The 24,160-nt window shown below is 69.8% G+C and carries 15 protein-coding genes and 8 pseudogenes; 10 read left to right on the plus strand and 13 right to left on the minus strand.

Annotated elements, in window-relative coordinates:
• Positions 1-27: 27 nt before the first annotated feature.
• Together KUM38_RS22460 and KUM38_RS22465 are read right to left on the minus strand one after the other, a co-directional pair.
• Positions 28-387, minus strand: a pseudogene (locus tag KUM38_RS22460) (DDE-type integrase/transposase/recombinase); the annotation flags it as partial.
• A 25-nt stretch (positions 388-412) separates the two neighbouring features.
• A complete protein-coding gene (locus tag KUM38_RS22465) occupies positions 413-1,261 on the minus strand; it encodes a helix-turn-helix transcriptional regulator (RefSeq protein ID WP_217131215.1) in 849 nt (282 codons plus the stop codon).
• Between the two features lie 138 nt (positions 1,262-1,399).
• Between KUM38_RS22465 and KUM38_RS22470 the strand changes: the two genes are divergently transcribed.
• Complete coding sequence (locus tag KUM38_RS22470) at positions 1,400-2,179, plus strand: NAD(P)H-dependent oxidoreductase (RefSeq protein ID WP_217131216.1); 780 nt, start codon at positions 1,400-1,402, stop codon at positions 2,177-2,179.
• A gap of 150 nt (positions 2,180-2,329) precedes the next feature.
• Here the strand turns inward: KUM38_RS22470 and KUM38_RS22475 are convergent.
• The 4 genes and pseudogenes from KUM38_RS22475 to KUM38_RS22490 all read right to left on the minus strand — a co-directional run.
• Positions 2,330-2,530 (minus strand): annotated as a pseudogene (locus tag KUM38_RS22475) (VOC family protein); the annotation flags it as partial.
• Positions 2,531-2,769: 239 nt separating this feature from the next.
• Positions 2,770-3,414, minus strand: coding sequence for a response regulator transcription factor (locus KUM38_RS22480; protein ID WP_217131217.1), 645 nt, complete (start codon positions 3,412-3,414; stop codon positions 2,770-2,772).
• Between the two features lie 4 nt (positions 3,415-3,418).
• Positions 3,419-4,804: a sensor histidine kinase gene (locus KUM38_RS22485; protein ID WP_254397588.1), complete on the minus strand. Its 1,386-nt coding sequence runs from the start codon at positions 4,802-4,804 to the stop codon at positions 3,419-3,421.
• Between the two features lie 88 nt (positions 4,805-4,892).
• A complete protein-coding gene (locus KUM38_RS22490; protein ID WP_217131219.1) occupies positions 4,893-6,116 on the minus strand; it encodes a Clp protease N-terminal domain-containing protein in 1,224 nt (407 codons plus the stop codon).
• Positions 6,117-6,465: 349 nt separating this feature from the next.
• On the opposite strand from KUM38_RS22490, the gene KUM38_RS22495 reads away from it, so the two are divergent.
• Positions 6,466-6,855: an AQJ64_40280 family protein gene (locus KUM38_RS22495; protein ID WP_217131220.1), complete on the plus strand. Its 390-nt coding sequence runs from the start codon at positions 6,466-6,468 to the stop codon at positions 6,853-6,855.
• Positions 6,856-7,570: 715 nt separating this feature from the next.
• A pseudogene (locus KUM38_RS42050) lies at positions 7,571-7,678 on the plus strand (kinase); the annotation flags it as partial.
• A gap of 189 nt (positions 7,679-7,867) precedes the next feature.
• On the opposite strand, the gene KUM38_RS22500 reads toward KUM38_RS42050, so the two are convergent.
• Entirely contained in the window at positions 7,868-9,880 is a 2,013-nt protein-coding gene (locus KUM38_RS22500; RefSeq protein WP_217131221.1) for a glycosyl hydrolase, read from the minus strand.
• A 739-nt stretch (positions 9,881-10,619) separates the two neighbouring features.
• Here KUM38_RS22500 and KUM38_RS22505 point away from each other — a divergent pair.
• Positions 10,620-10,949 (plus strand): annotated as a pseudogene (locus KUM38_RS22505) (DDE-type integrase/transposase/recombinase); the annotation flags it as partial.
• A gap of 109 nt (positions 10,950-11,058) precedes the next feature.
• Here the strand turns inward: KUM38_RS22505 and KUM38_RS43330 are convergent.
• Positions 11,059-11,316, minus strand: a pseudogene (locus tag KUM38_RS43330) (IS6 family transposase); the annotation flags it as partial.
• Positions 11,317-11,629: 313 nt separating this feature from the next.
• A complete protein-coding gene (locus KUM38_RS42970; RefSeq protein ID WP_217131222.1) occupies positions 11,630-12,400 on the minus strand; it encodes a calcium-binding protein in 771 nt (256 codons plus the stop codon).
• A 1,396-nt stretch (positions 12,401-13,796) separates the two neighbouring features.
• Here KUM38_RS42970 and KUM38_RS22520 point away from each other — a divergent pair.
• Positions 13,797-14,402 carry a lytic polysaccharide monooxygenase gene (locus KUM38_RS22520; protein ID WP_217131223.1) on the plus strand — a complete coding sequence of 202 codons (606 nt, stop codon included), beginning with the start codon at positions 13,797-13,799 and terminating at the stop codon, positions 14,400-14,402.
• Positions 14,403-14,671: 269 nt separating this feature from the next.
• On the opposite strand, the gene KUM38_RS22525 is transcribed toward KUM38_RS22520, so the two are convergent.
• A complete protein-coding gene (locus tag KUM38_RS22525; RefSeq protein ID WP_308409017.1) occupies positions 14,672-14,947 on the minus strand; it encodes an integrase in 276 nt (91 codons plus the stop codon).
• 90 nt (positions 14,948-15,037) lie between these two features.
• Here KUM38_RS22525 and KUM38_RS22530 point away from each other — a divergent pair.
• Positions 15,038-15,856: pseudogene (locus KUM38_RS22530) on the plus strand (helix-turn-helix domain-containing protein); the annotation flags it as partial.
• Positions 15,857-16,174: 318 nt separating this feature from the next.
• A pseudogene (locus KUM38_RS22535) lies at positions 16,175-16,396 on the plus strand (IS6 family transposase); the annotation flags it as partial.
• Between the two features lie 242 nt (positions 16,397-16,638).
• Here the strand turns inward: KUM38_RS22535 and KUM38_RS22540 are convergent.
• Positions 16,639-17,412 carry a tetratricopeptide repeat protein gene (locus KUM38_RS22540; RefSeq protein WP_308409018.1) on the minus strand — a complete coding sequence of 258 codons (774 nt, stop codon included), beginning with the start codon at positions 17,410-17,412 and terminating at the stop codon, positions 16,639-16,641.
• Positions 17,413-17,925: 513 nt separating this feature from the next.
• Entirely contained in the window at positions 17,926-18,510 is a 585-nt protein-coding gene (locus KUM38_RS22545; RefSeq protein ID WP_217131225.1) for a YdeI family protein, read from the minus strand.
• A gap of 320 nt (positions 18,511-18,830) precedes the next feature.
• Here KUM38_RS22545 and KUM38_RS22550 point away from each other — a divergent pair, with 320 nt between their 5' ends.
• Together KUM38_RS22550 and KUM38_RS22555 are read left to right on the plus strand one after the other, a co-directional pair.
• The gene (locus tag KUM38_RS22550) at positions 18,831-20,009 is read left to right on the plus strand and encodes a Cmx/CmrA family chloramphenicol efflux MFS transporter (protein ID WP_217131226.1); all 1,179 of its coding nucleotides are present in this window, start codon (positions 18,831-18,833) and stop codon (positions 20,007-20,009) included.
• Positions 20,006-20,695: pseudogene (locus tag KUM38_RS22555) on the plus strand (helix-turn-helix domain-containing protein); the annotation flags it as partial. The gene KUM38_RS22550 and the pseudogene KUM38_RS22555, both read left to right, overlap by 4 nt.
• Positions 20,696-21,011: 316 nt before the next feature.
• On the opposite strand, the gene KUM38_RS22560 reads toward KUM38_RS22555, so the two are convergent.
• Positions 21,012-22,364 carry an endonuclease domain-containing protein gene (locus tag KUM38_RS22560; RefSeq protein WP_217131227.1) on the minus strand — a complete coding sequence of 451 codons (1,353 nt, stop codon included), beginning with the start codon at positions 22,362-22,364 and terminating at the stop codon, positions 21,012-21,014.
• Positions 22,365-22,974: 610 nt separating this feature from the next.
• Between KUM38_RS22560 and KUM38_RS22565 the strand changes: the two genes are divergently transcribed.
• On the plus strand, positions 22,975-23,994 hold the full coding sequence (locus tag KUM38_RS22565; protein WP_254397589.1) for a hypothetical protein: 1,020 nt from the start codon (positions 22,975-22,977) through the stop codon (positions 23,992-23,994).
• The last annotated feature ends 166 nt before the right edge of the window (positions 23,995-24,160 follow it).

Genomic DNA, 24,160 nt, shown 5'->3' on the forward strand with positions numbered 1-24,160 from the left:
ACGGTCCGCAGTGCTGTCGCCCGATAGGCGCTGTCGCGTTGTTGGGTGAGTGGGCGCCTGACGGTGCGTCAGGGGCGTGGTGGGCTTGCGCTTCGGGCCTGGAGTCAGGCCGCGGTGGGCCGCACCGTAGGAGCGGAGCTTGTCGGTGACCACCACCCGCGGCACCGCACCGGCCCTCTTCATCAGCCTGCGGAAGAAACGCCTGGCCGCACCCCTGTCCCGGCGGTTCCGCACCAGGATGTCCAGCACGTGGCCGTCCTGGTCGACGGCCCGCCACAGGTACCGCTGCTCACCGTTGATCTTGATGAAGACTTCGTCCAGATGCCACCTGTCCCCAGGCCGAGGCTGCCGGCGGCGCAGCGCGCCGGCGTGGGCCTGCCCGAACTTCCCACGGTGGGTGGGCGTCATCGAGTTACTCGCGAACCTGAGCGTTCAGTGTGGGATGCGCGTCATCGCTGTCCATGCCCAGGCCCGTGAGCAGCCGCAGGCCGTCCTCGGCGGGGCTGCCGGGGGCCGCGGACAGCACCAGCAGCTCCATGCTCGATTCGTCTGTCAGTGCGAAGTTCTCCTGGTGCAGTTCCAGCAGTCCGACCAGCGGGTGCCGATACGCCTTGCGGCCATGGGTGCGGGCGCGCACGTCCGCCCGGGCCCAGAGGCGGCGGAAGCGCTCGCTGCCCATCGCCAGCTCGCCGATGAGCGAGGCCAGGCGGGGGTCCTCGGGGTATTTCCCGGCGGCCAGGCGCAGGTGCCCGACCGCGTCGAGGGTGCAGTTCTCCCATTCCGGGTACAGGCCGCGCTCGGCCTCCTCGAGGAAGAGGTGCCGGGCGGTGTTCAGGCCCGGCATCGGCCGGCCGTAGAGGAGCCCGGCGAGACGGTTCCCGGCGAGCACGTCCAGGCGGTGGTTCATGATCAGCGCGGGTGCGTCGGCGACCAGGTCGAGTACGCGCAGCAACTCCGGCCGCACCCGCCCGCCCGGCGCCTTCGCGCGGCGGCGGCGCTGCCGGGCGAGCCGGGAGAGGTGCCCGCGTTCGATCTCGTCGAGGCCGAGGACACGGGCGAGCGCGTCGAGGACCTGCTCGGAGGGCTGGGTCGCGCGCCCCTGCTCCAGACGTACGTAGTAGTCGACGCTGACTCCGGACAGGTGTGCGATCTCTTCGCGGCGCAGCCCTTCGACCCGACGGCGGCTGTCGGTGGGGATGCCGACGGCTGCCGGGTCGACCCGGGAACGCCGGGTCCGCAGGAAGCCCGCCAGATCGTCCATGTCCCCAGTATGGCCTCGGTGTTGCCCGTGAAGGTGGTCTTGCCGTTACCAGGAAGTCCCGTCCGACGGAAGAGGCGCCCCTGAACGCCGGGCACCGCGGCGCCCAGGATCGAAGGCATCCGATCCGAAGGAGTTCCCGTGAAGACGCTGATCGTCCACGCCCACCCGGAGCCGAAGTCGCTCAACAGCTCACTGAAGGACCTGGCGGTGTCCACCTTGCGGACCGCCGGGCACGAGGTGCGGGTGAGTGATCTGTACGCGATGAACTGGAAGGCGGTCGTGGACGCCGCGGACTACGGCCCCCATGCCTCGAGTCCGCTGAAAGTCGCCCGGGACTCGGGCCGGGCCTTCGACGCCGGGACGCTCACCCCGGACGTCCGCACCGAGCAGGAGAAGCTGCTGTGGGCCGACACGGTCATCTTCCAGTTCCCGCTGTGGTGGTACACGATGCCCGCGATCCTCAAGGGCTGGGTGGACCGGGTGTTCACCTACCGCTTCGCCTACGGCGTCGGCGAGCACAGCGACACCAAGTACGGCGAGCGCTTCGGCGAGGGCACCCTCGCGGGCAGGAAGGCTCTGCTGTCGGTGACCGTCGGCGGCCCTGAGGCGCACTACGCCGCTCGCGGGATCAACGGTCCCATCGACGATCTGCTGTTCCCGATCCACCACGGCATCCTCTATTACCCGGGCATCGAGGCGCTGCCGCCGTTCGTGCTGTACGGCGCCGACCGGGTGACCGCCGAGGACTACCCGGACGTCGCCAAGGCCTGGGAGCGGCGCCTGCTCACCCTGGAGTCGACCGAGCCGATCGCGTTCCGGCGGCAGAACTTCGGCGACTACGAGATCCCCTCGCTGCATTTGAAGGAGGGACTGGAGCCTGCGGGCCGTACGGGTTTCGGGCTGCACGTGCGGGGCTGACCGCGGGCGGCAGACAGGACGGACCGGGGCGCGAACCCGAGGAGCACCCCCGAGGACCGTGGCGGCGGTGAGGATGAGCGGGCGGGTCCCTCGGGTGCCCGGTGCCTGCCGTCACGGAAGAGGACGGCGGTCGGGCGCTGGTCCTCCTTCTCAGCGCAGTTGCTCGGCCAGTCCGATGATGATGCCCTCCGGGCCGCGGATGCAGCAGAGCGGATAGCTGTCCTCGAACCGGGCGATCTCACCGACGAGTTCGGCGCCGTGGGGGCGCAGGCGGGCAACGGTGTCCTCGATGTCGTCGACGGTGAACATGACGCGGTGCGTGCCCAGGATGTTGTGCGGCCGGCGGCCTGGGGGATGCCGCCGAAGTCACGGTCGAAGGCCTCGGCGATCCCGGGCCGGGAGACGGCCTCCCTGAAGGGGGCGGTGGCCTGGCCCAGCTTCAGCCGGTTCTCCTCCTGGACGGCGAGTTCCGCCACCAGCGCGCGCACGTTCGTGCCCCGGGCGGCGGCGATGGCGGCCGGCCGGTCTCTCGTCTCGATGTCGATCTTCACGGTTTCACTGCTTTCGCTGATTACACGGCCTGCCGGCCGTCAGTCGAGCAGCCCCGCCTCCTGCGCCAGCACCGCCGCCTGGACGCGGTTGGTGCAGTCGGTGCGGGTGAGGATGTTGCTGATGTGGGCCTTGATCGTGCCAGGGCTCAGGTGGAGCTGTGCGGCGATCCCGGCGTTCGAGAGGCCGGTGCCCAACAGCCGGAGGACGTCCAGTTCGGCCGGGGTCAGGTCCGCGATCCGGCGTGCCGCGGTGTCGCTGCCGTGGCCCGGCCGGGCCCGGAATTCGATCAGCTGGCGGGTGACCTGCGGGGCGAGGACGGGTTCTCCGGCGGCGGCGCGGCGTACGGCGTCGATGAGGTCGCGAGGACCGGTGTCCTTGAGGAGATAGCCGTGGGCTCCGGCGCGCAGGGCGGAGGCCACGGTCGTTTCCTCGCCGAAAGCCGTCAGCATCACCACCCGCGTGCGGGGCGAGCGCCGGGTGATCTCGGCGAGGGCGGCGATGCCGTCACCGGGCATCCGGATGTCGAGGAGGGCGACGTCGACGGGGTGGGCACGGCAGGCTTCGACGGCCTCGTGGGCGTCCTGCGCCTCGGCCACGATGTGAACCTCGTCGGCGTTCTCCAGGATCAGCCGTATGCCGGCACGCATGAGCGCTTCATCGTCGGCGATCAGGACTCGGATCATCGGTTCAGTGTAGAACCGCCAAGATCAGCAGGGCGATGGTGCCGCCGGTCACCGGCAGCAGTACCAGGAGCGCCGCGCAGCCACCGCCGAGGAGGCGGGGCCACGTGAGGACATCCGTGGGCAGCGGGGGCCGGGAGCCCGCCCCGTCGGACACCGGCTGGGGCGGGGCGGCGTACACGGGCGGCGAGTCGGGCCGTACGGGTATTCGGGCGGAAAGGACGAAGCCGCCCTCCGGGCGCGGTCCGGCGTGGAGGGTGCCACCGAGCAGGCTGATCCTTTCCTGTAGGCCGACGAGTCCGCTGCGGCTCCCGCCCCCGGGCGAACGGGGCGCCGGTGGGGCGTCGTTGATGACGGCGATCACCACCGTGTCCCCTTCGTCGTGGAACATCACACGCACAGACGCGCCGGACGCGTGCTTCAGCGCGTTGGTGAGTCCTTCGCGGGTGACACGGTGGACGGCCTGCCTGGTGCGGGGGTCCGCGTCCGTCGGCCCGGCCGCCTCCCAGTGCAGTTCGGCGTCGACCCCCGCGCTCCGGGAACCCGCGACCAGGGCTGCGAGATCCTCGCGGGTCCCGCGCTCGCCGGTGTCCTCGCCGGGCTGGTGACGGAGGACGCCGAGGATGCCGCGCAGCTCCTCCATGGCCGTCCGGGCGGTGGTGTGCAGAAGCTCGGCCCGGGAGGCCAGCGAGGGCGCCTGTCGTTCGGTGGCGAGCTGGAGGGCTCCGGCGTGCACCGAGAGGAGGCTGATGCGGTGGCCGAGCAGATCGTGCATCTCGGCGGCGATGCGCGCCCGTTCCTCCATGCGGGCCGCCTCGTCGGTGAGGAAGCGGGCGTGTTCGAGGTAGGCGTTGCGTTCCCGCAGCAGCCGCGTCAGTGGGCGGCGGCGCCCCATCATCAGGCCGGACAGCGCGGGCAGCACGATGAACAGCGCGCCCAGGCCGAGGCCGCCGGCCAGGTACGGCGTCTCCGGGAGCCCGGCGAGGGACTGTACGGTGATCAACACGAGCGCGACGCCGACACCGCTCGCCCCGAGCACTCCCCAGGCGCGCCGTGCGGGAGTGATCCGGCGCACGGCGGACCATACGACGCACGGCACCGCCACCATCGCCCACACGTTGTCCCCGGCGACCACCGGCACGCAGCCCAGCACCGTGAGGGACGGGTACACCCGCCGCGCGGGCACGAGCAGCGCCGTCCACACCCCCAGGAGAGCCGAGGCCACCGGGCGGGGCGGCGGCACCAGCGGAACCGGCGCCAGTGAACACAGCAGGACCAGACCGGTGAGTGCGGACTCGGTGACGACCGTCCGCCGGGGCGCGGCGCGCACCGCCTCCCGGATCGCGGCGGTCTCGCGGCGCAGCCGCCCCCACGGTCGTACTGCCGGGCTCATGGTTTCCTCCGTGTGGGTGCCGCTCTTCACGGCCGCTCTGGTCATACGCGGCCGCTATGGTCATACGCGTGGGCGAACCGCCGCGGCCTCAGGCACTTTGTGCCGCTCCTCGCGGGACCCGCAGCTCCGGCTCCGCTCGCAGCCCGGCGACGTCGGCGCCGCTCTCGGTCAGCACGCGCTCGATCTCCGCCACGGACTCCGCGTCCGTCCCGGTCTTGTCCAGCAGCGCGGCCAGCAGGTGGGTCGTGCCGACCGTGGGCGAGCCCTTGGCGGAGGCGGTGAACTCGGTGACGTGCAGGAGCCGCCGGTCGAAGTCGGCGGGGCCGTCGACCTCCGGAGGCTCACCCTCCGCGATCCCGGTGGTGGGAAGCAGCACCCGGGCGACGGCATCCTGCCGTACGCCGTACCGGCGCAGGAACTCCGCCCCCCGGTTCGCTTCCGCCAGGTTCTCGGGCAGCTCACGCCCCGCGACCGTCAACGACCGGTCCAGCGCCAGGATGCCCAGCAGCACATCGACGGGTTCCAGCTCCGGTACCCCGCGTCGTACCGCCGACCGTCGTGCCTCCGTGCGCACCGCGCCCACGACCGCGGAGCCGAATCCGGCGCCGCCCCCGGATACCCAGGCGATGAACGTCCGGGTCAGCGGATTACCGCTCTTCCCGAAGGTCCCCGCCTTGCGCAGCAGCAGAACCGGGCTGGGCTCCGGCGCTTCATCAGTGCCCCGCAAGGCGTCGAGCGCGGCCGAGGCAGCCGAGGCGTCCAGCTTCTGCACCACCAGGGCCTCACGGGCACGCGTATCGGGCAGCTCGACCAGTGCGCGCGCCACGTGACGTACGCGTACGGAGACGGTGCCCTCCTCCCGTGCGGCCTCCAGCGCCTTGCGCAGACAGGCCCGCAACGCACCGCTCATCGGCGGAAGGTCAAGGCTTGCCCGCTCCTCTTCCTTCCGCTTCCGGTTCTTCCAGCGCAGCCTCTTGGCCTCCTCCTGCCGGACCTCCCGCCAGCAGGCGTCGATCTCCCGCTCGTCGTCCGGACTTCCGGCTGTGCCGTCACCCGCGTCATCACTGACCCACACGGATGTCCCCCGGTACCCGATCGAACCGCCGAGCGTGCCGGCGGCCCTCATTCCAGGGGCGATCGCGGAACCCGCGGCCGAGTCACCCGACACGAGCGCGCTCAGCAAGCTTTCCGTACCGATGTCGTCGCGTTCCTGCCTGGCCGCCGTACGTACGGTCTCCAGCAACAGCTTGACGACGTCCCTCTCGAACTCGGTGGTCACGCCGGCGTCGCGGTCGGACGTGCGCTGCTCCATCGGGCCTCTCCCTCTCCGTGGGGTCACCTGCCGAAAAGGAACGCTAGCCCCGCGTTTCCCGGCTCCGCCTCGGCCGACCGGCCAGACTTCCTGTCCGACTGGCCAGGCTTCCAGCCCGACCGGCCAGGTTCTCCCGTCCGGGCGTCTTCGCGGTGGGCGGCGCTCCCCTCCCCGCCGCCGAAGCCGGACGGCCCGCCCCCGCTCCCAGCGCGTCGGAAGCGGACAGGCAACCCTGCCGGATGTCGAGACGTCTCAGAAGACGAGCGTGATCGGGTCTCTCCCCGACGCGCCGGAGCGGAATGGCAACACGCGACAGTCAGGAACCGAGCGCCCTGGAGGAACGCCGAATATGCAGGTGAATGTGGAATGGGTTGACGCACGCGAGAGGCTGCCTCAACCCGGGGAGCCTGTTGCGGCGGCGACGTTCGGCACCTACCCGCACGACTTCCATGACCGTTCCGTCGCAGGTGAACACTACTGGCTGGTCAGGCCCATGGTTTTTCATGGTCTGTACATCCCCATGACCTTCCAGCACCAGTCCGAGGACGACAGCCACTACCACGACTGTTTCGTGGACTCCGACGGCTTCATCCGCTACCCCCCGGGCGGACCGAGTGAGGACCACGTCACCCATTGGGCGACGCTGCCGTTCCTGCCGGGGCTGTCGGTGCACGTGGCAGGCGGCCCGGAAGCAGGCGCAGCCCTCCGACGAGCCCGCGAAGCCGCTGGCCATGGGTAGCCCGCCGCACTCCGAGACGACAGGTGGCGCCACTCGTACCGCAGCCGCCGAGTGACACGGCCCCAGGACGAGAGCCCTTCGATGCGCCTTCGGGAGAACAGGGCCGCAGTGCTGGCGGACGAGCCGGAGGCGGGTAGGGGGCATACGCCGACGGTGGTTCGACTGGATGAGGCGATGGACCCGCCGGAGCGGGTGCTCGACGCGCCTCAGCAGGGCGCCCCGTGGGCCACGGCCTCTGCGGAGATCGTCGGGGGCCACGTACCGGAACGCGTAACGCTTGATCCCCTACACCACGACGCGGGACACGACCGCGGCAGGGGAGGCTGGGGAGACCGGACAGGCCAGAGGGGCGCCGAGAGCAAGGACACTCAGAGTGACGGAGCAGACGAGCATGCGTCGTATCACGTGAAGCCTTTCACACAGGGCCTGTTGAACCTGGGGAGGTGCTTCTTTCGTGCCGTACTCGAGCAGCCTCGCGAGCGTGAGAAAACGGATGTTGTCCTCAGGATGAAACCCTTCACACACAGTCACCGGCCGGCCTCATGAAACGGCTGGTGGAACGCGGCTGGCTAGTGCTCAGCAGCCCGAGTGCCGATGGGGATTGAGACGTCCCGTGAACCGCCTGTGTCCCCCGGTCCCGATGGCACGGTCCGTGGCCGTGGCCTTGTCGAAGCGGACCCGCGGTATGTCTGCAGGCCGGTAGCGTGGCCGGGTGATGGTGGGAAGCGAAGTCACCCGGCTCGTCGTTGTTCGAGGCAGCTCGGCGTCCGGCAAGTCCTGCGTGGCGGCGAAGATCCGTGACCGGTTCGGCCGCGGCTTGGCCCAGACAGCACCGGGCCCGGAACCAGACCGAACTCGCCGCCGAGACCCGCCGCTTCTTCCGCAGACGCCAACATCAGCTGGGGCTACTTCGACGGCCCCACTGTCCGTTACATCCTGGACGAGAACCCCCATGAGTTTCTGATCGGTATGCACGACGGCCTGGCCGCCGGGGTCGTCGTGAACGGAACGGTCAGTCGGCCCTGATGTCGTCCACGTACACGACACCCGTGACTGGGGCGCCGCTGCCGTGGCCGAGGTACAAGTTGAACGTCGTCACCTTGGCGAGGTGCGCGGCGTCGAGCACTTCCCCGGCGTGTGCGGTGTCCCAGGGGGCGGGCTTGAACTCGCTGAACGGGGCCCGGATCTCGCGGGCGGTCGCGTCGGACAGCGGGATGTTGTACTCGAAATAGGCGCCGTTGGAAACGATTTGGAGTGTCGCGCCGTTCGCCGAACCGTCGCCCTGCAGCCACAGCACCAGCGAAGAGAAGGCGGTCCAGTCCGCGTCGACCGACTTGCCGATGCCGGTGTACCCGGCACTGGTGAAGTCGTACGAGTATGCCAGCCCGTACGAGCCCGAGGCCTTGTGGTCGGCCGACAGGGTCGTGGTGTTGGCGTTGATGTGGCTGTAGGCCTCGCTGAGGGTGGCGTCGTCTCCCGCGTACCCCTCGAAGTCGTCGATCCATCCGGCGGGCAGGGGGGTGACCTCGCCGAGAAGGACCAGGGCCGAGTCGGTGAGGGTCCTGCCGTTCACCCGGGCGTCCACCGAGAGGGTCACCGACCGGTTGTCCAGCCAGGCCGGGTCGATCGACCAGTCGCCGGAGTGGAAGCCGTCCGCGTCCAGGCGGAGCCGCTGGTCGCGTCCGCCGTTCACCGAGTAGGTGACCCTGCTCGCCGTCGCCTGTGTGACCCGCACCCGGACGGTGCTCTCGGCGCTCGTCAGACGCTGCCGGTCCGTAGGGGCCACAAGGTGCATGAACGGGGCGTTCCGGACGGCGCGGGTGCGCGCGGCGTACACGCCTCGCAGATCACCGGCGAAGACGGTGTAGGGGTCCTGGGCGTACTGGACGAAGTCCGCGTGCAGCGCGTGGCCCGGGACCGGCACGTACTGCCGCGTGTCGCCCCCGAAGTTGGCCCAAGTCTGCATGTACGTCACTCGGCGGGCCACGGGGTCGTCCTTGATGGCGCCCAGCAGTTTCGTGAACCACTGCGGGTTGCGGCCCTCCTCGCCGCTCTCGCCGAACTCGGTGTAAGCGGGGACCTTGCCCTTCCCCTCGGCCAGGCGGACCACCATCGCCAGGTCCTGGGCCAGGCCCTGCAGCCAGGCGTCCGAGCCGGCGGAGTTGTCGTAGGCGTCGTAGCCGAGGACGTCGACGTAGCCGTCGCCCGGGTAGGTCTTGAGGTAGCCCGCGGGGTCGCCGCCGAAGCTGGAGTTGGGCGAGTACGAGTAGAGCAGGTTGCGGACGCCCTTGGTGTCGCGGAGGTACTCGACCGTGTAGCGGAAGATCTCGATGTACTCCGCCGAGGTGGTGTGCCCGGCACCCCACCAGAACCAGCCGCCGTTGTTCTCGTGGAACGGGCGGAAGATGACCGGGATCAGCGTGCCGTCCGGCCGCCGTGCGCCCTTGACGGCCTTGGCGATGCGGTCGAGGAAGGCGTTGTACTGGGCGTGTTTCGTGCCGCCGGGGAGGATCTGGCTGACTACACGGCCGGAGGTGTCGTAGAAGTTGTCGCCGGTGACGAAATTCGGCATGTGCGCGCTGAGAGTGTTGATGCCGCCGAGCGCGTCCGCCTGCCGGATGCACCGGCTGAGCGCGGCGATGTTCTCCGCCTCGGGCGCGTCCTCTCCGCCGGGGCGTTCGTCACCGTCGAGGATGAGGGTGTCCCAGCCGAACAGCGCGGGATGGTCGCCCACCGCCGCCTGGGTGTCGGACGACTTGCCGTCCTGCGTGGTGAAGGTGAAGCCGTAGGACAGGGCGTGCTGGTGGCCGAAGAGGATGCCGTTGCCCTGCTGCCGCATCAGGTACGCGAACAGCGCGCGCGTGGCGCTCGTCGCCTTGTCATCGACGATCCGGACGGACATCGGCGCGCCGGCCGGCGCCGCGGCGGGAGTTGCTGCCGAGGCCATGGGTGTCCCTGCGCCCGCCACGGCGGCTGTGGCGCCAAGGAGGACGAACGAGCGGCGGTTCACGGCAGGCTTGTGCATGACTGTCTCCTTGGACGCGGCCGGGTCTCACAATGAGGGAGGTCTTGACCACAAGGCCGGGCCGGTGCGCGCACCACACGCCGACGGTCCGCTCGTCGGCGTCCTGGCATGCCCGAGCCTGCACCCTGGGCGGTTGTGGTGCCGACTGTGCTGGATGACGACAGCGTTGTCCATGCCGCTGCGGAAGTTAAGTAACCGGTTTAGCAGATTGGTGCGGGCTGCCCTTTCTCCGCCGCTGGGACTCCCTCCTTCCTCCTCGTTGCCCTCACCACCCCATTGGATCCTTTTGGTGCGTCATCTTCGCAGGTCAGAGGGTAATGAGGGCGTATTCAGGCAGCTGGGTCGCGTGGCTCACCGTCGTGTCACAGCAAGGTGCTTAACCGGTTGCTGTCCGAGTGGGCGGAGCATCGCCATGAAGAACCTCCGCGAGGGAGTTGACGTTGTGTGCGGAGACTCCCGGAGCGTCCTCCCGCAGCAGATGGCGTAGGCCCTCGCGGCCCGTCGACGGCACTGCCTCGGTGGTCATCACTGTGGTGGGTGGTGATGGCGGACGCAGATGTTACTCAGCCAGGCGTGCAGAGGCTCGATCATTGAGCTCTTTCAGCGTGGCCACTGATCGAGTGACGGGATCGGTCCCCGCGACGCACAAGGCTCCCGTGCCGTTGGAGGAGGTGTTCTACGTCTCAACCCACCGGCGCGGGAGCCTCGTTGGTTGTCCATCCTGCCGCACTCGACCTGCCTCACGCCCTGGGTCGTCACGGACATGCTGCGCTCCTACGGTGCGGCCCACCGCGAGGTGGTGCCCTCCGTCGAGCATCGTTCCCACAAGGGCTTGAACAACCGGGCGGAGAACAGTCACCAGCCCACGCGGCAGCGGGAACGGGCGATGAAGGGCTTCCGGTCGGTCGGCGCCGCGCAGCGGTTCCTGTCCGCGTTCAGCGGGATCTCACCTCGCTTCCGGCCCCGCCATCACCTGATGACCGTCCACGGCTACCGAGCCGAGATGACCATCCGGTTCGCCATCTGGGACCAGATCACCGGCGCCGCCGGCCAGCCCGCCACGACCTGAACACAGACCCCAACCGCACGCCCATCATGCCCCGACACATCGTCAGGAGTCTGCAAACTCAACAACGTGACAACGCCTTCGGCTCGCCGTTGACCTTGATGAACACCTAGTCCAGATGCCATGTGTCCCCGGGCCGGGGCCGGTGGCTGCGCAGTCCGTTCCCATACGCCTGACCGAACTTGGCGCACCAGCGGCGCACGGTCTCGTACGAGACGATGACGCCGCGCTGGAGCATCAGCTCCTCCACCTCGCGGAACGACAGCGGAAAGCGGAAGTACAGCGGAAAGCGGAAGTACAGCCACACGCAGTGGGAGATGACCTCGACCGGGTAGCGATGCCCCTTGTACGACGGCGACGCACGGTCCACGGACGATCCTTCCCCGCGTGATCAACCCGAAGATCATTCCACCCGGTCAGCCAACGTGACAGCGCCTCTCCTGCTGGTCGACCTGCCGGGTCTCTACAGGATCGGGTAGGCCGAGCAGCGTGGAGACTCGCGCCCGCGCCGACCGACAGGTTCGACGGTCCGGTTCCGCCGGGTCACCTCGTGTCGCGCGGAGACCTGCCGTCTGCGGCGTTCGTGGTTGACGCGGCTCGGGTGGCGGGTCGCCGACGGCGGTGGCTCGGCGCCGCGACGCTGTTCGCGCCGCGGGCCAGGGCCGTCGGGCATGAAGGCGCGCTTACGGGAGGACGATGTCGCGGCCGGGTCCGCCTTCGAGGGCGTCCTTTCCGGTGCCACCACAGACGAGGTCGTCGCCGTCTTCGCCGTCCAGTGTGTCGTTGCCGGGGCCGCCGAGGACGATGTCGCGGCCGTCCCCGCCCATGGCGTGATCGTCGCCGGGGCCGGCGTGCACGGTGTCGTCACCGCCGTAGCCCTCGATCATGTCGTCGCCCCGGCCGCCCCACATCTGCTGGTTGCTGCTGTCACCCATCAGGTGGTCCATGCCGTCGCCGCCGTGCAGGGCTGCGGGGCCCATGACCATGTCGTTCCCCGCGTCGCCCAGCACCGTGCGTGCGGTGTGGGCGTGCAGTTCGTCGTCGCCGGGGCCGCCGCTGACGGTACCGATCCCGGGGGTGAAGGCGGCGATCGTGTCGTTGCCGTCGCCGAGGAAGACGTCGATCCTGTCGGGCCGGGGGCTGTCGGCGGGCAGTTCGCAGACGACGGAGGTGGTGTCCTCGGCTCTGGAGTACGCACAGTGGTCGCCCGGTTCGAGCGGGACCACGTCGCTGAAGCCGATCCGCCGGATCCCGTCGCTGGTGTACATGGAGAATATGTTGAGGTTGTTGGGCTGTCCTGCAGCGGCGGTGAAGACGATCGACTGAGTTGCCCAGTCGGCTCCGAGGCGGGCCTTCGCCTCGGCGGCGGTGGCGGCGGCTGCCGGGCCGACGGCGAGGCCGGCGGTGAACAGGGTCACGGCGACCGCGCTGACGGTGGCTCGGTTTCGGTTCATGAGACCTCATCTCGGTGGAGCGACGGGGGACCGGCCTGCTTGGGGTGGTGCTGCCGGGGACCGGGCGGACCCGGTCGTGAAGGCAGTCTCCCCTGCTGGCCCGGATCTGCAAGACCGCGAATTGACGCGGCGTCACGATAAGCCGATACCCCTCCGGATGTGATGGTTGGGCCTTTTCGTCAGGTATGTTCCCGGTGTCGCCGTGGCAGGGTTCACTAGCTCAATTCTGGCTCAGTGAAGGTGAGTTGGCCGACGCAGTCGATGGTTGGGATTGCCGGAGGAGCGGAAGGCGGCTGCCCGGGTGCGGGCGGAGGAGCTTCGCCCCCAGACGGAACGAATCGTGGTCGGATTCGCCGAGGCGGAAGCGGTGCTGGAGCGTCGGGTGATCGACCGGGAGGAACTCGTCGAGGCCCTAGCCGCTCCGGACGTGGCGGGAGTGCCCGCTGCGGGTGCGCGGGGCGGCATCGACGGTGGTCGAAGAGACCCTTGGCGCGGGGCTGTCGTGTCGTACTGGCACGAGGCGGCGACCGTGGAGGTGCTCGCGGTGGACTACCGACGGATCGTCGAGCTGGTGGCCGTTACGCGGGTGAGGGCGGAGGGCTCGGCGGGGGAACCGTCATCAGCGGGGAACTGGCGACGGCCGAGCCGCAGCCCATGCCGCCCGCTCACCGCGGGGCAGCCCTGTCCGGAACAGCCGTGTCAGCAAACGTGGAACGGACCCGGGCGTGATCAGCCAGGCCTCTTCTCCATGGCCTGGCTGACGGTCCACCGGGAAGTGCTCCGGCACCTGTCCGCGAGCGTCTTGGGGCCGTGGCGGCGGCCCAGGTGAGCTGGAGCGCGCCGAGACTGGTCTGCGTTGCCGGCGGCTTCCCTCGCTACGGCATCCATGCTCCAGTGCCGTCGGTTCGGATCCGAGGAGTACGCACGTTCCCGCTGCGCGCCATCGGCCGCGTTCCACGCCCGACGCGCCATACAGTCACAGCTCCTACCAGGCAACTTGCCCCGCGAGGTCGACTCGGGTGTACGGAAGCGCACCACCGGGACCTGGGATCTCGCGTGTGGTGGAACTGGACAGCCCTCACGCCAGAACCAGACCCCGTTGCCATGCCGCGAACGCCCCTCCCTGACATCGCCCCGCACACCAGTCCAGGCCGCATCCTCGCGTTCCGGTCCCGGGAACGGTTCTGACTCCCGGCTCACGGCAGATTCCCTGCTCGCCGTCCACCTCTGTAATCAACTTTGTTTGCTGCATTGACATTTCACTCCGAAGACCTACCGTTGGGAGCGCTCCCATAACAGCCTTGCAACTGGAAGGAGTTCCCCCCACATGCGCAAACAAAGTTCGTCAACCGGGCGTTCGCGGTCGTCCGTCCGCCGGCCTCTCCAGGCGCTCGTCATGCTGTTCGCCGTGGTTGTCGGCGCCCTGACCTGGTCGGCCCCCGCCCAGGCTCACGGCACCATCGTCGGCCCCGCCACCCGCGCGTACCAGTGCTGGAAGACGTGGGGCAGCAACCACACGAACCCGGCCATGCAGACCGAAGACCCCATGTGCTGGCAGGCCTTCCAGGCCAACCCCGACACCATGTGGAACTGGATGAGCGCGCTCCGCGACGGCCTCGGTGGCCAGTTCCAGGCGCGGACCCCCGACGGGACGCTCTGCAGCAACAACCTCTCGAGGAACGCCAGCCTGAACAAGCCCGGGCAGTGGAAGACCACCACCGTCGGCAACAACTTCTCGGTCCACCTGTACGACCAGGCGTCCCACGGTGCCGACTACTTCAAGGTCTACGTGAGCAAGCAGGGCTTCAACCCCAAGACCCAGACCCTGGGCTGGGGCAACCTCGACTTCATCACGCAGACCGGCCGCTTCGCCCCGGCGCAGGACATCACGTTCCCCGTCCAGACCTCCGGCTACACCGGACATCACATCCTGTTCGTGATCTGGCAGGCCTCGCACCTCGACCAGGCCTACATGTGGTGCAGTGACGTGAACTTCGGCTGAGCCGGGGAGCGCCGCACACGGCACCGGCCTCGGCCGGGCGCCGGTAACCCGCCGCCCGGCCGACCGAGCTCCGTCGGGGCAGGGGACCCATTTGGTCACCCTGCCCCGACGGGGCTCCCTGCGCTCCGGGTGCGAACACACCCGATCGCGCGGCAGTCGCACGGTAGCCGTCTCCCCACCGTCTCGTCGTACGACTCCGGCACTCAACGGCCATGGAGAATCCTCGGCACCGTCAGCCCTGCGCCTGCCGAAAAGCTTATCCGCCCAGTTCAGGCGGCATGTCGATACTCATGGAGGATGCCGCCGAGTCGCTGGCGCCGTCGTATGTCGAGGTGGGTGATCTGCTCCGGATCGCCGATCGGCATCGGCATCGGCATCGGCATCGGCATCGGCATCGGCAAGGGGCGTAACGGGCGGGCGTTGGCGATGCCTTGATGGGGCCGGTGGAAGTCGTAGAAGTCTTCGAACTCGCGTAGCGCGTGGAGCAGGTGTCGCTGGTTCCAGATCAGGGTGCGGTCCAGCAGCTCGCGCCGACAGGTCTGCACCCTGTCCCGCTCGGAAATACGATTCTGGGTTTGGCCCGCAGCTTCTCCGTGTGGGGCAACGGCCTCCGCGGCACCTGGGGTGATCCTTCGATGCCGCTGTCGATCGTCACCGCGCTGGTCCGGAATCTGATCAAGGCGCCCGCTGCCGTGCTGCGCAGCCGGGTGACCAAGGACGCGGAGGTACTGGCGCTGCGGCACGAGAACGCGGTGCTGCGCCGCCAGATCGCTCGGGTCCGCTACGAGTCCGCCGACCGGATCTGGCCGGCCGCCCTTTCCCGGCTGGTCCCGCGGGAGCGCCGGCGTCAGGTCTTCGCGGTCACGCCGACCACGCCGACCACGCCGCTGGCTTGGCACCGACGCCTGGTCTCCCGGAAGTGGACATTCACCGAGCGCCGCCACCCGGGACGGCCCCCGACTGCGCCCACCGTCAAGCAGCTCATCCTGCGTCTGGCGCGCGAGAACAGCACCTGGGACCACCGCCGCATACAGGGCGAGCTCGCCCGCCTCGGCTACTCCATCGCCCCGTCCACGGTATGGAGGATCCTGTAGTCCGCGGGAGTTGACCCCGCCCCGCATCGCTCCGGCCCTCCTTGGCGCCAGTTCCTCACCACCCAGGCCCACGGCATCATCGCCGCCGACTTCCTGCACCTCGACACCGTGGCGCTGGGGCGCCTGTACGCCCTGGTCTTCATCGAGCACGGCACTCGCCGACTACACCTCGCCGGCGTCACTGTCCACCCCACCGCGCAGTGGACCGTCCGGCAGGCGAGGAATTTCGCCATGACGTTGGGGTGCCGGATGGACTCGCTGCGCTTTCTGCCGCGGGACCGGGATGCGAAGTACGCCGACGCCTTCGACGCCGTCTTCCAGGCCGACGACGTGCAGATCCTGCTCGGCCCGCCGCAGGCACACGTAATTTTGTCATGAATTGCCACTCATGGACGACCAAGATCGCCTGCGGTTGAGTGGACTTCTTCCACGATGGCGAGGTCGAAGCCTGCCATTCACTGTCCGTGCAGCCGCTGTCTGCCCGCGCATCCGCATCCCACTGCTGCAGGTTTCGCGCCAGGTCGTGAACTACGCACGCCCCGGCGGCCTGCCCGACGCGATTGCGCACCGGGGTGGAGCGGCAGCTCACCGAACGACAGAAAACCGGCGCCCGGGCTCACCAACGGACCTGTCGTCAGGCACTCTTGAGGCAGGACCGGCCCAGGGGGATGAGGCATGGAGAACAGCCACCAGCCCATCCGTCGGCGTGAACGCGCGATGAAGGGCTTCCGCAGCGTCGGCGCGGCCCAGCGATTCCCGTCCGCGTTCAGCGGCATCTCACCGCACTTCCGACCCCACCGCCACCTGCTCACCGTCCCCGACCACCGAGCCGAAACGACCGTCCACCTCGCCATCTGGGACCACATCACCGACACCGCCGACGCGGCCGCAACGGCCTGAACACGGACCAGAACCACAAGCCCTCACATCCCGACACCCCGTCAGACGCCCACAGATCCAACAACGTTGGATCTCCAGCACGACAGTTGGCCATGCCGAACATCGCAGTTGGCCGCAGGGGAACGACGCATTCGCGTCACTGGTTCCGTTTGTGTGAAATGTGTGGCGATGACGTGTTCGGCTGCTGGACTGAGCTCATGGAGGGTGCGGCGCGATTCCGCGGGCCGGCGCGGTGCGCCCGGTCAAGCGCCGTCGATGCGGTCGAGCAGCGCCCGAGCCTCGACGGTGCGGCGGTGGTTCGGGCCGAAGGCGGCCAGGCAGGCGTCGTGAGCGGCTGCGGCCCGGAGGCGGGCCTCGGTACCGCGGCCCAGGCCCAGCAGGGCGGTGGCCACAGCCAGCTCGACGGCGCCGGTCTCCGGGCGGCGCTGCTCCTCGGGCAGACTGCGGCGCAGCTCGTCGGCGCGCTCCGCCTCGGCGAGAGCCTCCTCGTGGCGGGCCTGGCCGTTGAGGCTGCGGGCCAGGCCGAGCCGCAGGACCAGAGAGAACCGGTCCGGTACGCGGTGGGCGGCAAGGGCCTCGCGGGCGAGCGCCTCGGCCTGCGGGTGGCGTCCCTGCGCGTTGAGGGCGAAGATCAGTCCGTTGCGGGCGGCCGCCGCTATGAGCGGCATCTCCGGCTCTGTACCGCGGGTCGCGGCCCGGGCGACGGCCGCACACTCTGCCTCGCACTCGGCGTGCCGGGCGAGCGCGGTCAGCACCTGGGCGCGGTCCGAGCGCAGCTTCAGGGTCTGCGGGTGTTCGGCTCCGAAGACCCTGCCGAAGACCGGCAGCACTGCGTCATAGGTGGCGAGGGCCTCGGCGTGGCGGCCTTGGGCGCCCGTCGCGAGCGCGGCGATACTCAGCGCCAGCGGTGCGTACCTGTCGTCGCGCAGCCGGGACCGGGACGCAGCCACGGCGCGGGCCTCAGCCTCCGCCTCGGCATAGCGCCCGGCCTGGTACAGGGCCGTGGCCTGGCCCAAGGGGGATCTCATCAACTGCCCGGCGTCGTTTCGGCCGCGCGGCCGGAAGAATTTCATGCCCGGAGCATACGGATGCTGTGCACGCCCGTTCGGCGGGCCCACACCACCGGGGAGTCAGGCGGGCAGTGCGAACTCGCGCCGCACCACGGTGAAGCGAGGCGTTGAACGACAAGCCGAGTGCCGGAGCGGCCAACGGTCAGGCATTGCGCAGACCCCGACCACGACCGCCAGGACTCCGACCACAAGGCCTACCGCAGCAGGTCAACGCCGTGCGCAGGCCATTGCGCAGCCGAACGTGCAGCGATTGCGCAGCCGCCCGTGGTGTCAAGTCGGCTTCTTGCGCGAGGTTCCCGTCCCAGCGGCTCCGATGACCGACCTGCTCCAGCACGGCTCCAGCGCCTACTGAGATCGGTCGGCCACCCCAGCGAACGGCTGCTCGCCACCTGCTGAGGACGCGGCCCGATGGTTGCTTCAGGCCGCAGCACCAGCGGCCTGGGAGTTCCACCGGGACGATCACCCTTCGCCCGCCTGCCGCCCCTCCGCCAGGTCCCGTACCGCCCGCTCCAGCCGCGTTCGCCGAGTCTCCGGCGTCGCGGCCTGGAGCAGCGGGAGCATCACGAGGTAGCGGGCGGTCCGGTCGAGCGCGTCGAACGCCGCACGCGCCGCCGGGTCCGCGGCGAGCGCCGCGGCAAGGTCGCCCGGGACCACAGCGGTCGCCTGCGACGCGTACGCGCGGTCCCAGCGGCCGTCCTCCTGGGCCCGCCGGACCTCGGCGAGGCCGGGCTCTCGCATCCGGCCCGCCGCCGCCAGCGCCGCGACCTTCTCGACGTTCACCCGCGACCACAGGCTCCTGGGCCGCCGCGGTCCGTATTTCTGCAGGTAGTATCGGTCGTCCAGGCCCCGGCGCTGCCCGGAGATCCAGCCCCAGCACAGTCCCACGTCGACCAGTTCGTCATCCGTGACCGACGCGATCCCCGACGCCTTCTTCGCCACCTTGACCCACACACCCTCACGGCGGGTGTGATGTTCGGCCAGCCAGTCCTCAAAAGCCGCCGCATCCTCGAACGCGACGACCTCCACCCCGTCGAACTCCACCATGCGGGCCAGGCTAGCCCGGTCACGCCCTGGTGGACCTTCCCGGTCACAGCACTGCTGTTGCGGGACATGACGTTGGTGACACAGGCCGATGCCGGTGAAACCGAGGTGCCTCGACGGGCACGGGTCGGGTAGCGTGCGGACCATGTCGAGTCCTGAGTCAGACACGGTGGGGGCTTTCGGTCACGCCGTCAGCCCCCTGAACCACTGAGCTCATAGCCCTGTCGTCGCGCCGTATTCTGCGGTGGGACGCGTGTGCCCCTGGGGCTGGCCGCGGTGACGAGATGACCTTTCCGTGCTTCTCCTCACCTCGGAGCCACTCGATGCCTCTCCCGCTGTACCTGCTTGCCCTGGCGGTCTTCGCCATGGGCACCTCGGAGTTCATGCTCGCCGGCCTGTTGCCGGACATCGCCTCAGAGCTCGACGTCACCGTCGGGACAGCAGGCGTGCTCACCTCGGCCTTCGCGATCGGCATGATCGTCGGCGCCCCCCTGGTGGCCGCGCTTGCCCGCGACTGGCCCAGGCGTTCCAGCCTTCTGGGGTTCATCCTCGCTTTCACGGCAGCTCACGCCGTGGGCGCCGTCACCACGAGCTTTCCGGTCCTGTTCGCCACCCGGGTCGTCGCCGCGCTCGCGAACGCAGGGTTCCTTGCAGTCGCTCTGACGGCTGCGGCCACGCTGGTCTCGCCCGACAAGAAGGGACGTGCGCTGGCCGTACTGCTGTCAGGCACGACGATGGCCACGATCGCCGGTGTCCCTGGTGGGTCGGTACTCGGCACGTTGCTCGGCTGGCGGGCGGCCTTCTGGGCCGTCGCCGCTCTCTGCTTGCCTGCAGCTCTCGGCATCCTGAAGGGGATCCCCACAGGACGTGCGCAGGAAGAGGCGACTGCCGGGCCGGCCTTGCGAGCGGAGCTCGCCCAGCTCGCCAGGCCGCGGTTGATCCTGGTGATGCTGCTCGGCGCGCTGGTGAACGCGGCGACGTTCGCAAGCTTCACCTTCCTCGCCCCCGTGGTGACCGACACCGCCGGGCTGGACGAGCTGTGGATCTCTGTCGTGCTGGTGCTCTTCGGTGCCGGTTCCTTCGTCGGCGTCACCGTCGCCGGTCGGCTGTCCGACCAGCGTCCCGGCCTGGTCATCGCAGTCGGTGGCCCGTTGCTGCTCCTCGGCTGGCCGGTCCTGGCCATGCTGGCCGACAAACCGGTCGCCCTGTTCGCCCTCGTGTTCGTGCAGGGCGCGCTGTCGTTCGCACTGGGCAGCACACTGATCACGCGGGTCCTCTACGAGGCCATAGAAGCCCCCACCATGGCCGGCTCGTATGCAACCGCGGCCCTCAACGTCGGCGCCGCCGCCGGCCCCCTCATCGCCGCGGCCACCCTCAGCACCACGGCCGGGACCCACGGGCCGCTATGGGCAAGCGGGCTCCTGGTCGCTGTCGCGCTGCTCATCGCATTTCCCCTCCGCACTGCGATCGAAGCCGGCCGAAGCACCGAGGTGCTCCGGTGACACACGCGAACGGCCCCTTTGAACTCGAGGGACCTCGAAGGCTCGTGAAGCACTGCCGCAGCCGTCCGATCGCCCACATGGCCGCCGAGGCCGGCATCTGCCGTGCCTGCCTGTCCAAGTGGAAGAACCGGTACGACACGTACGGCGAGACCGGGCTGCAGAACCGCTCCAGCGTCCCGCCCTCCTCACCGACCCCGACCCCACCCGAGATCGTCGAACGGATCGAGCTGCTGCGGCGGGGGCAACAAGTGGTCCGCCCGCAGGATCGCGCTCGCACTCGAAGGCCAGGGCGTGTGGATCAGCGAACGCACGGTGAGCCGGTGGCCGGCCCGCCCGGGCATCGACCACGCTGGTTCCTCGACCCCGACGGGTCCGTCAACCGGCGCCCGCCGAAACGGTTCGTGGCCCGCTACCCCGGCCACACGGTCCACCTGGACGTCAAGAAGGTCGGGCGCATACCCGACGGCGGCGGGTGGCGGACCCACGGCCGCGACTCCGAACAGGCCAGGGCCGCCCAACGCGCGAAGACCGCCGGCGCCAAGGGCGGGTACGTCTCCCTCCACTCCGCCGTCGCCGGGTTCTCCCGCCCGGCCTACACCGAGCCCCTTGCCGACGAGAAGGCCACCACCGCCGCGGCATTCCTCAGCCGCACCCGCGCGTTCTTCACCGCCCACAGATCCGACCACGGACCCCACCACAGCGCTGCGCAGACCATTGCGCAGCCGGGCACGCCGCACCTGCGCAGCCGCACCCCGCCACAGCCACCAGCTGCACAACGCCCGCCCACCAGCTACGGAAGCGGGGAGCAGTTCACCGGTGGCCTGAAGACCGTGGGCGGCTGGGGACCATCCCCCGCGGGTGCGGGGAGCGGAGCCGACCCGTGACGGCCGATATGTGGACGTGCCCCGTCGCGGTCACGTCCGCTGGAGCGGTGTACCGACGACCACTCGGTGATCTCGTCATTATCCGGCCGACGTTGGTGTCGGGCCTGTCGTTGTTGGCTCAGAAAAGCGCCAGGCCCTCGCCGCTGGTGTCCGCGATGACTGGCCGGGATTGGGCTGGAAGGCCGTCCAGGCGGTCAGGTCCGGCCTCAGCCGCCACGGCAGGGACGGTCTCGGCCATCCAGGTGCGAAACCTCTCGGCTGCTTCACGGTAGGGAATTTGCGCCAGGACCCGGTGCTCGCCGGAGGGGCACAGGTCGACGGCGACAGTGAACAGGCAGGAACCGGGCGCGTTGTGGCTGCCGGTCCAGGACACGCGCAGCGCACCGCAAGGTTTACGCCCGCGGGAGCTCCTGGGATCGCGATGGGTCGGGCGCAGTGATCGGCAGGCTATGTCGGCCGTCCACGCGGCGAGGTGGGGCAACGGCAGGACGGTACGGGCGCGGCAGCCGGGGCAGCGGTGCCAGTGGCGGAGCCATTCGGCGGTGTGGGTGTGGAAGAGACGTGTGTAGTGGTCGGCCACGCGGATGTCGTTGCTGTAGAGGTGGTCCGGTCGTTCCTGTGTGTTGCAGGAGCGGCAGACGGGGGCGCGGACGTAGCCGTGTTCGTGGCAATGGTCGAGTACGGCGGCGGGCGCGGTGCGGCAGACGGCGCACGCCCACCCGGCCACCTTGCGGGAGATACCGGGCTTCCTGCTGAGTACCGAGTACAGGTGGCCTTTCAGTTCCTCGTTGTACAGGCGCAGTGGGGCGGTTGGGCAGTCGGGACTCGTCGTCTGCCGGCCGTCGACGGCTCGGGCCTGCCGGTGGTGGGAGGGCGACTCGGTGACGATTGCGCTCGCCCGGCAGGCCCGCGCGGCGCGCAGCCACCGCGTTTCGGTGTGCTCGGCCACATCCAGCAGTCTGACCACAGCGCGCGGCAGCCACCATGTCCGCGCCGTCCGGTCGCGGGTTCTCTCCACGAGTATCCGCCGCCAGTCGACCCCCGCCAGATGGCAGGGCCGGCCGCCATCACATCGTGCTTCCCGCTCGGGTTCGTCCAGTTCCTGCAGTTCCCGGGCGATACGCCAGCGCCATCGCAGCGGTGTTTCCTCGGTGTTTTCCTGCTTCGACCCGTCACGGAACGGGCCGATGCGGACCAGGTCCCGGCGGTCCATCTCAACCGCGTTCAGTTCCGCTGCCGCCCGGCGCACCTCAGTCTCCACAACACTCCACCGGCCGCCGTCTGCCTTCACCGTCTCCACCACACAGCCGCCGAGCAGGACGTAACCCGCCTGGGCATGGGCAGGAGAGCAGGTGAACGCCGCAGATGCCGTCGGCACAACGCTGCCGGCCGTCAAATCGGCCCACAGAGCGTCCGCGGCGCCCAGAGTGATCAGGCCGCCCGTACGGCCCGGAATGACACGCTCTGACATACCGACAGGCTAACGGCCGGTCTCCGCAGCGCCGCCCGCATCGCCTCCATATCCGTGGCCTCGACGACCGCGCGCCCACAGACCCACTCCGGCATTGGCGGCCGGGACCAGGTCCGAGGCCACCGCCCACCACCAGGCCGCAACCGGGTACCCTCAGCCGGCCCGCTGCCTGGTACCCGTCGTACGTCTCAGAGCAGTCCGCCCCGCCGACCACCTCATCCAGGCGGGCGGGACCATCCCTACGGGTGCGGGGATGGTCCCCACCCCGCCGAGCGGATCAAGGCGTGTCGGCCGTGGAGAGCGTGCACCAGTTGAGCGTGCATCTCCCGGGACAGCGATTGTCGACCGGTGCCGGAGTCCGTTGGTGATCAGCTGACTCATGAATGTGGAGGAGAAATGACGGTGCTGTCGTGGCTGCGAACACCGGACGGCGAGCTGCCCGTCAGGGTGGCCGGCTGACGGCGGCCCGTTCGAGTTCCCAGGTGCGGTCAGGTGTGACGTCACGCTGAGCGGAGGCACTGGGCCGCAGAAGGCCGCTCACCCGATAGGGGGAGACGGATCGTTCCGGCGGTTGATGTCGCGCCGCTGCGGCCGGTGCGATGTTCGGTGCATGGACAGTGCGACAGGGACGACGAGGGCGCCTTGGCGCACGTGGTGGCAGTGGTGGCCGTGCTGGGTGGGCCGGGCCACGATGGTGTGGGCGGTGGTCTACGCCGGCTTCGGCCTGGCATGCGCGCTGAGCGGGACGCCGCTGTTCCACCTGGGCGGCGACCCGGGACCCTCGGCGCTGGGCTGGGGGGTCGTGGCGGTGGGATCGCTGGCGGCGGTGGCTTGTGGTGCGGTGGCGCGGTCAGGGCCGCGACCGGCGCTGCGTGTGCTGCTGTGGGTGGCCTGCGTGCTGGCCGGGATCGCCGCGTTCGGCCTGCTGATGGACGTCATCACACTGGTATTCGGTCAGGGAGTGGACAGTGGGGTGGCCGCTGCGCACCACGCGCTGGCGGCGGCCGGGGTCCTGCTGCTCGCGGCCACTGCCCGGCCCGTCCGTCGCCCGTCCGCCGGGGCCGCGGCGGCAGCCCCGTCCGCTGCCTCCAGGCCGGTTCAGCTCGCCGCCTGCGCCGGGACGATGGCCTTTCTCCCCTACGCGGCGATGAAGCTCGTCTGGGCGTCCGGCGGCACCTTCGCCGGGATCGCCGGAGAGGAGATGCGCGCGATCTCCCAGCGCAACGGTGCGTCGGGAATCTGGCTCACCCTGGAGTCCTGGGGCCTGGACGCCACCGTGCTGCTGGCCGCGCTCGGCGTCTTCCTGCTGTGGGGCCTGGTCCGCCCGTGGGGCCAGGTCTTCCCGCGTTGGACGCTGTGGCTGCGCGGCCGGCGCGTCCCCCGCTGGCTTCCCCTGGCCCCGGCCTTGATCGGTGCTGCCACCCTGGCTCCGTACGGGGTACTCGGGGTCGGCTACGCGGCCCTGGCCACGGCCGGCGTGGTCACGATGCGGCGCGGCGACTTCCACTCCTCGAGCGATGCGCTGCTGGTCGGCTGGATCGGCATGACCGCGTTCGCCGTCTACGGAGTCGCGCTGATCGTCGCTACCCGCTCGTACTGGCTCCGGACCCGTCCCCTACCTGCGGCATGACCAGCACCTTTCACCAGATGCGTCCCGATACCGTCCCGGCAGGAGGTCCCGCGCCTCCCGAAAACTCAGGTTCTGGCCCAAGTTCTGTGGTGCATTCACGCTCTGTAAATGTTGATCTTCGTATCGGCTCTCCTCGATCGTCTTGAAATGCCCCATGGTGGCTGCG

This window comes from Streptomyces sp. AC558_RSS880 (assembly GCF_019049255.1).
Taxonomy (GTDB): Bacteria; Actinomycetota; Actinomycetes; order Streptomycetales; family Streptomycetaceae; genus Streptomyces.

Bases quoted from the DNA above. Each gene is read 5' to 3' on its own strand.
- KUM38_RS22500 (WP_217131221.1), bottom strand. From the start codon at position 9,880: ATGCACAAGCCTGCCGTGAACCGCCGCTCGTTCGTCCTCCTTGGCGCC.
- KUM38_RS22485 (WP_254397588.1), bottom strand. From the start codon at position 4,804: ATGAGCCCGGCAGTACGACCGTGGGGGCGGCTGCGCCGCGAGACCGCC.
- KUM38_RS22490 (WP_217131219.1), bottom strand. From the start codon at position 6,116: ATGGAGCAGCGCACGTCCGACCGCGACGCCGGCGTGACCACCGAGTTC.
- KUM38_RS22495 (WP_217131220.1), top strand. From the start codon at position 6,466: ATGCAGGTGAATGTGGAATGGGTTGACGCACGCGAGAGGCTGCCTCAA.
- KUM38_RS22550 (WP_217131226.1), top strand. From the start codon at position 18,831: ATGCCTCTCCCGCTGTACCTGCTTGCCCTGGCGGTCTTCGCCATGGGC.
- KUM38_RS22565 (WP_254397589.1), top strand. From the start codon at position 22,975: ATGGACAGTGCGACAGGGACGACGAGGGCGCCTTGGCGCACGTGGTGG.
- KUM38_RS22480 (WP_217131217.1), bottom strand. From the start codon at position 3,414: ATGATCCGAGTCCTGATCGCCGACGATGAAGCGCTCATGCGTGCCGGC.
- KUM38_RS22545 (WP_217131225.1), bottom strand. From the start codon at position 18,510: ATGGTGGAGTTCGACGGGGTGGAGGTCGTCGCGTTCGAGGATGCGGCG.
- KUM38_RS22560 (WP_217131227.1), bottom strand. From the start codon at position 22,364: ATGTCAGAGCGTGTCATTCCGGGCCGTACGGGCGGCCTGATCACTCTG.
- KUM38_RS42970 (WP_217131222.1), bottom strand. From the start codon at position 12,400: ATGAACCGAAACCGAGCCACCGTCAGCGCGGTCGCCGTGACCCTGTTC.
- KUM38_RS22520 (WP_217131223.1), top strand. From the start codon at position 13,797: ATGCTGTTCGCCGTGGTTGTCGGCGCCCTGACCTGGTCGGCCCCCGCC.
- KUM38_RS22465 (WP_217131215.1), bottom strand. From the start codon at position 1,261: ATGGACGATCTGGCGGGCTTCCTGCGGACCCGGCGTTCCCGGGTCGAC.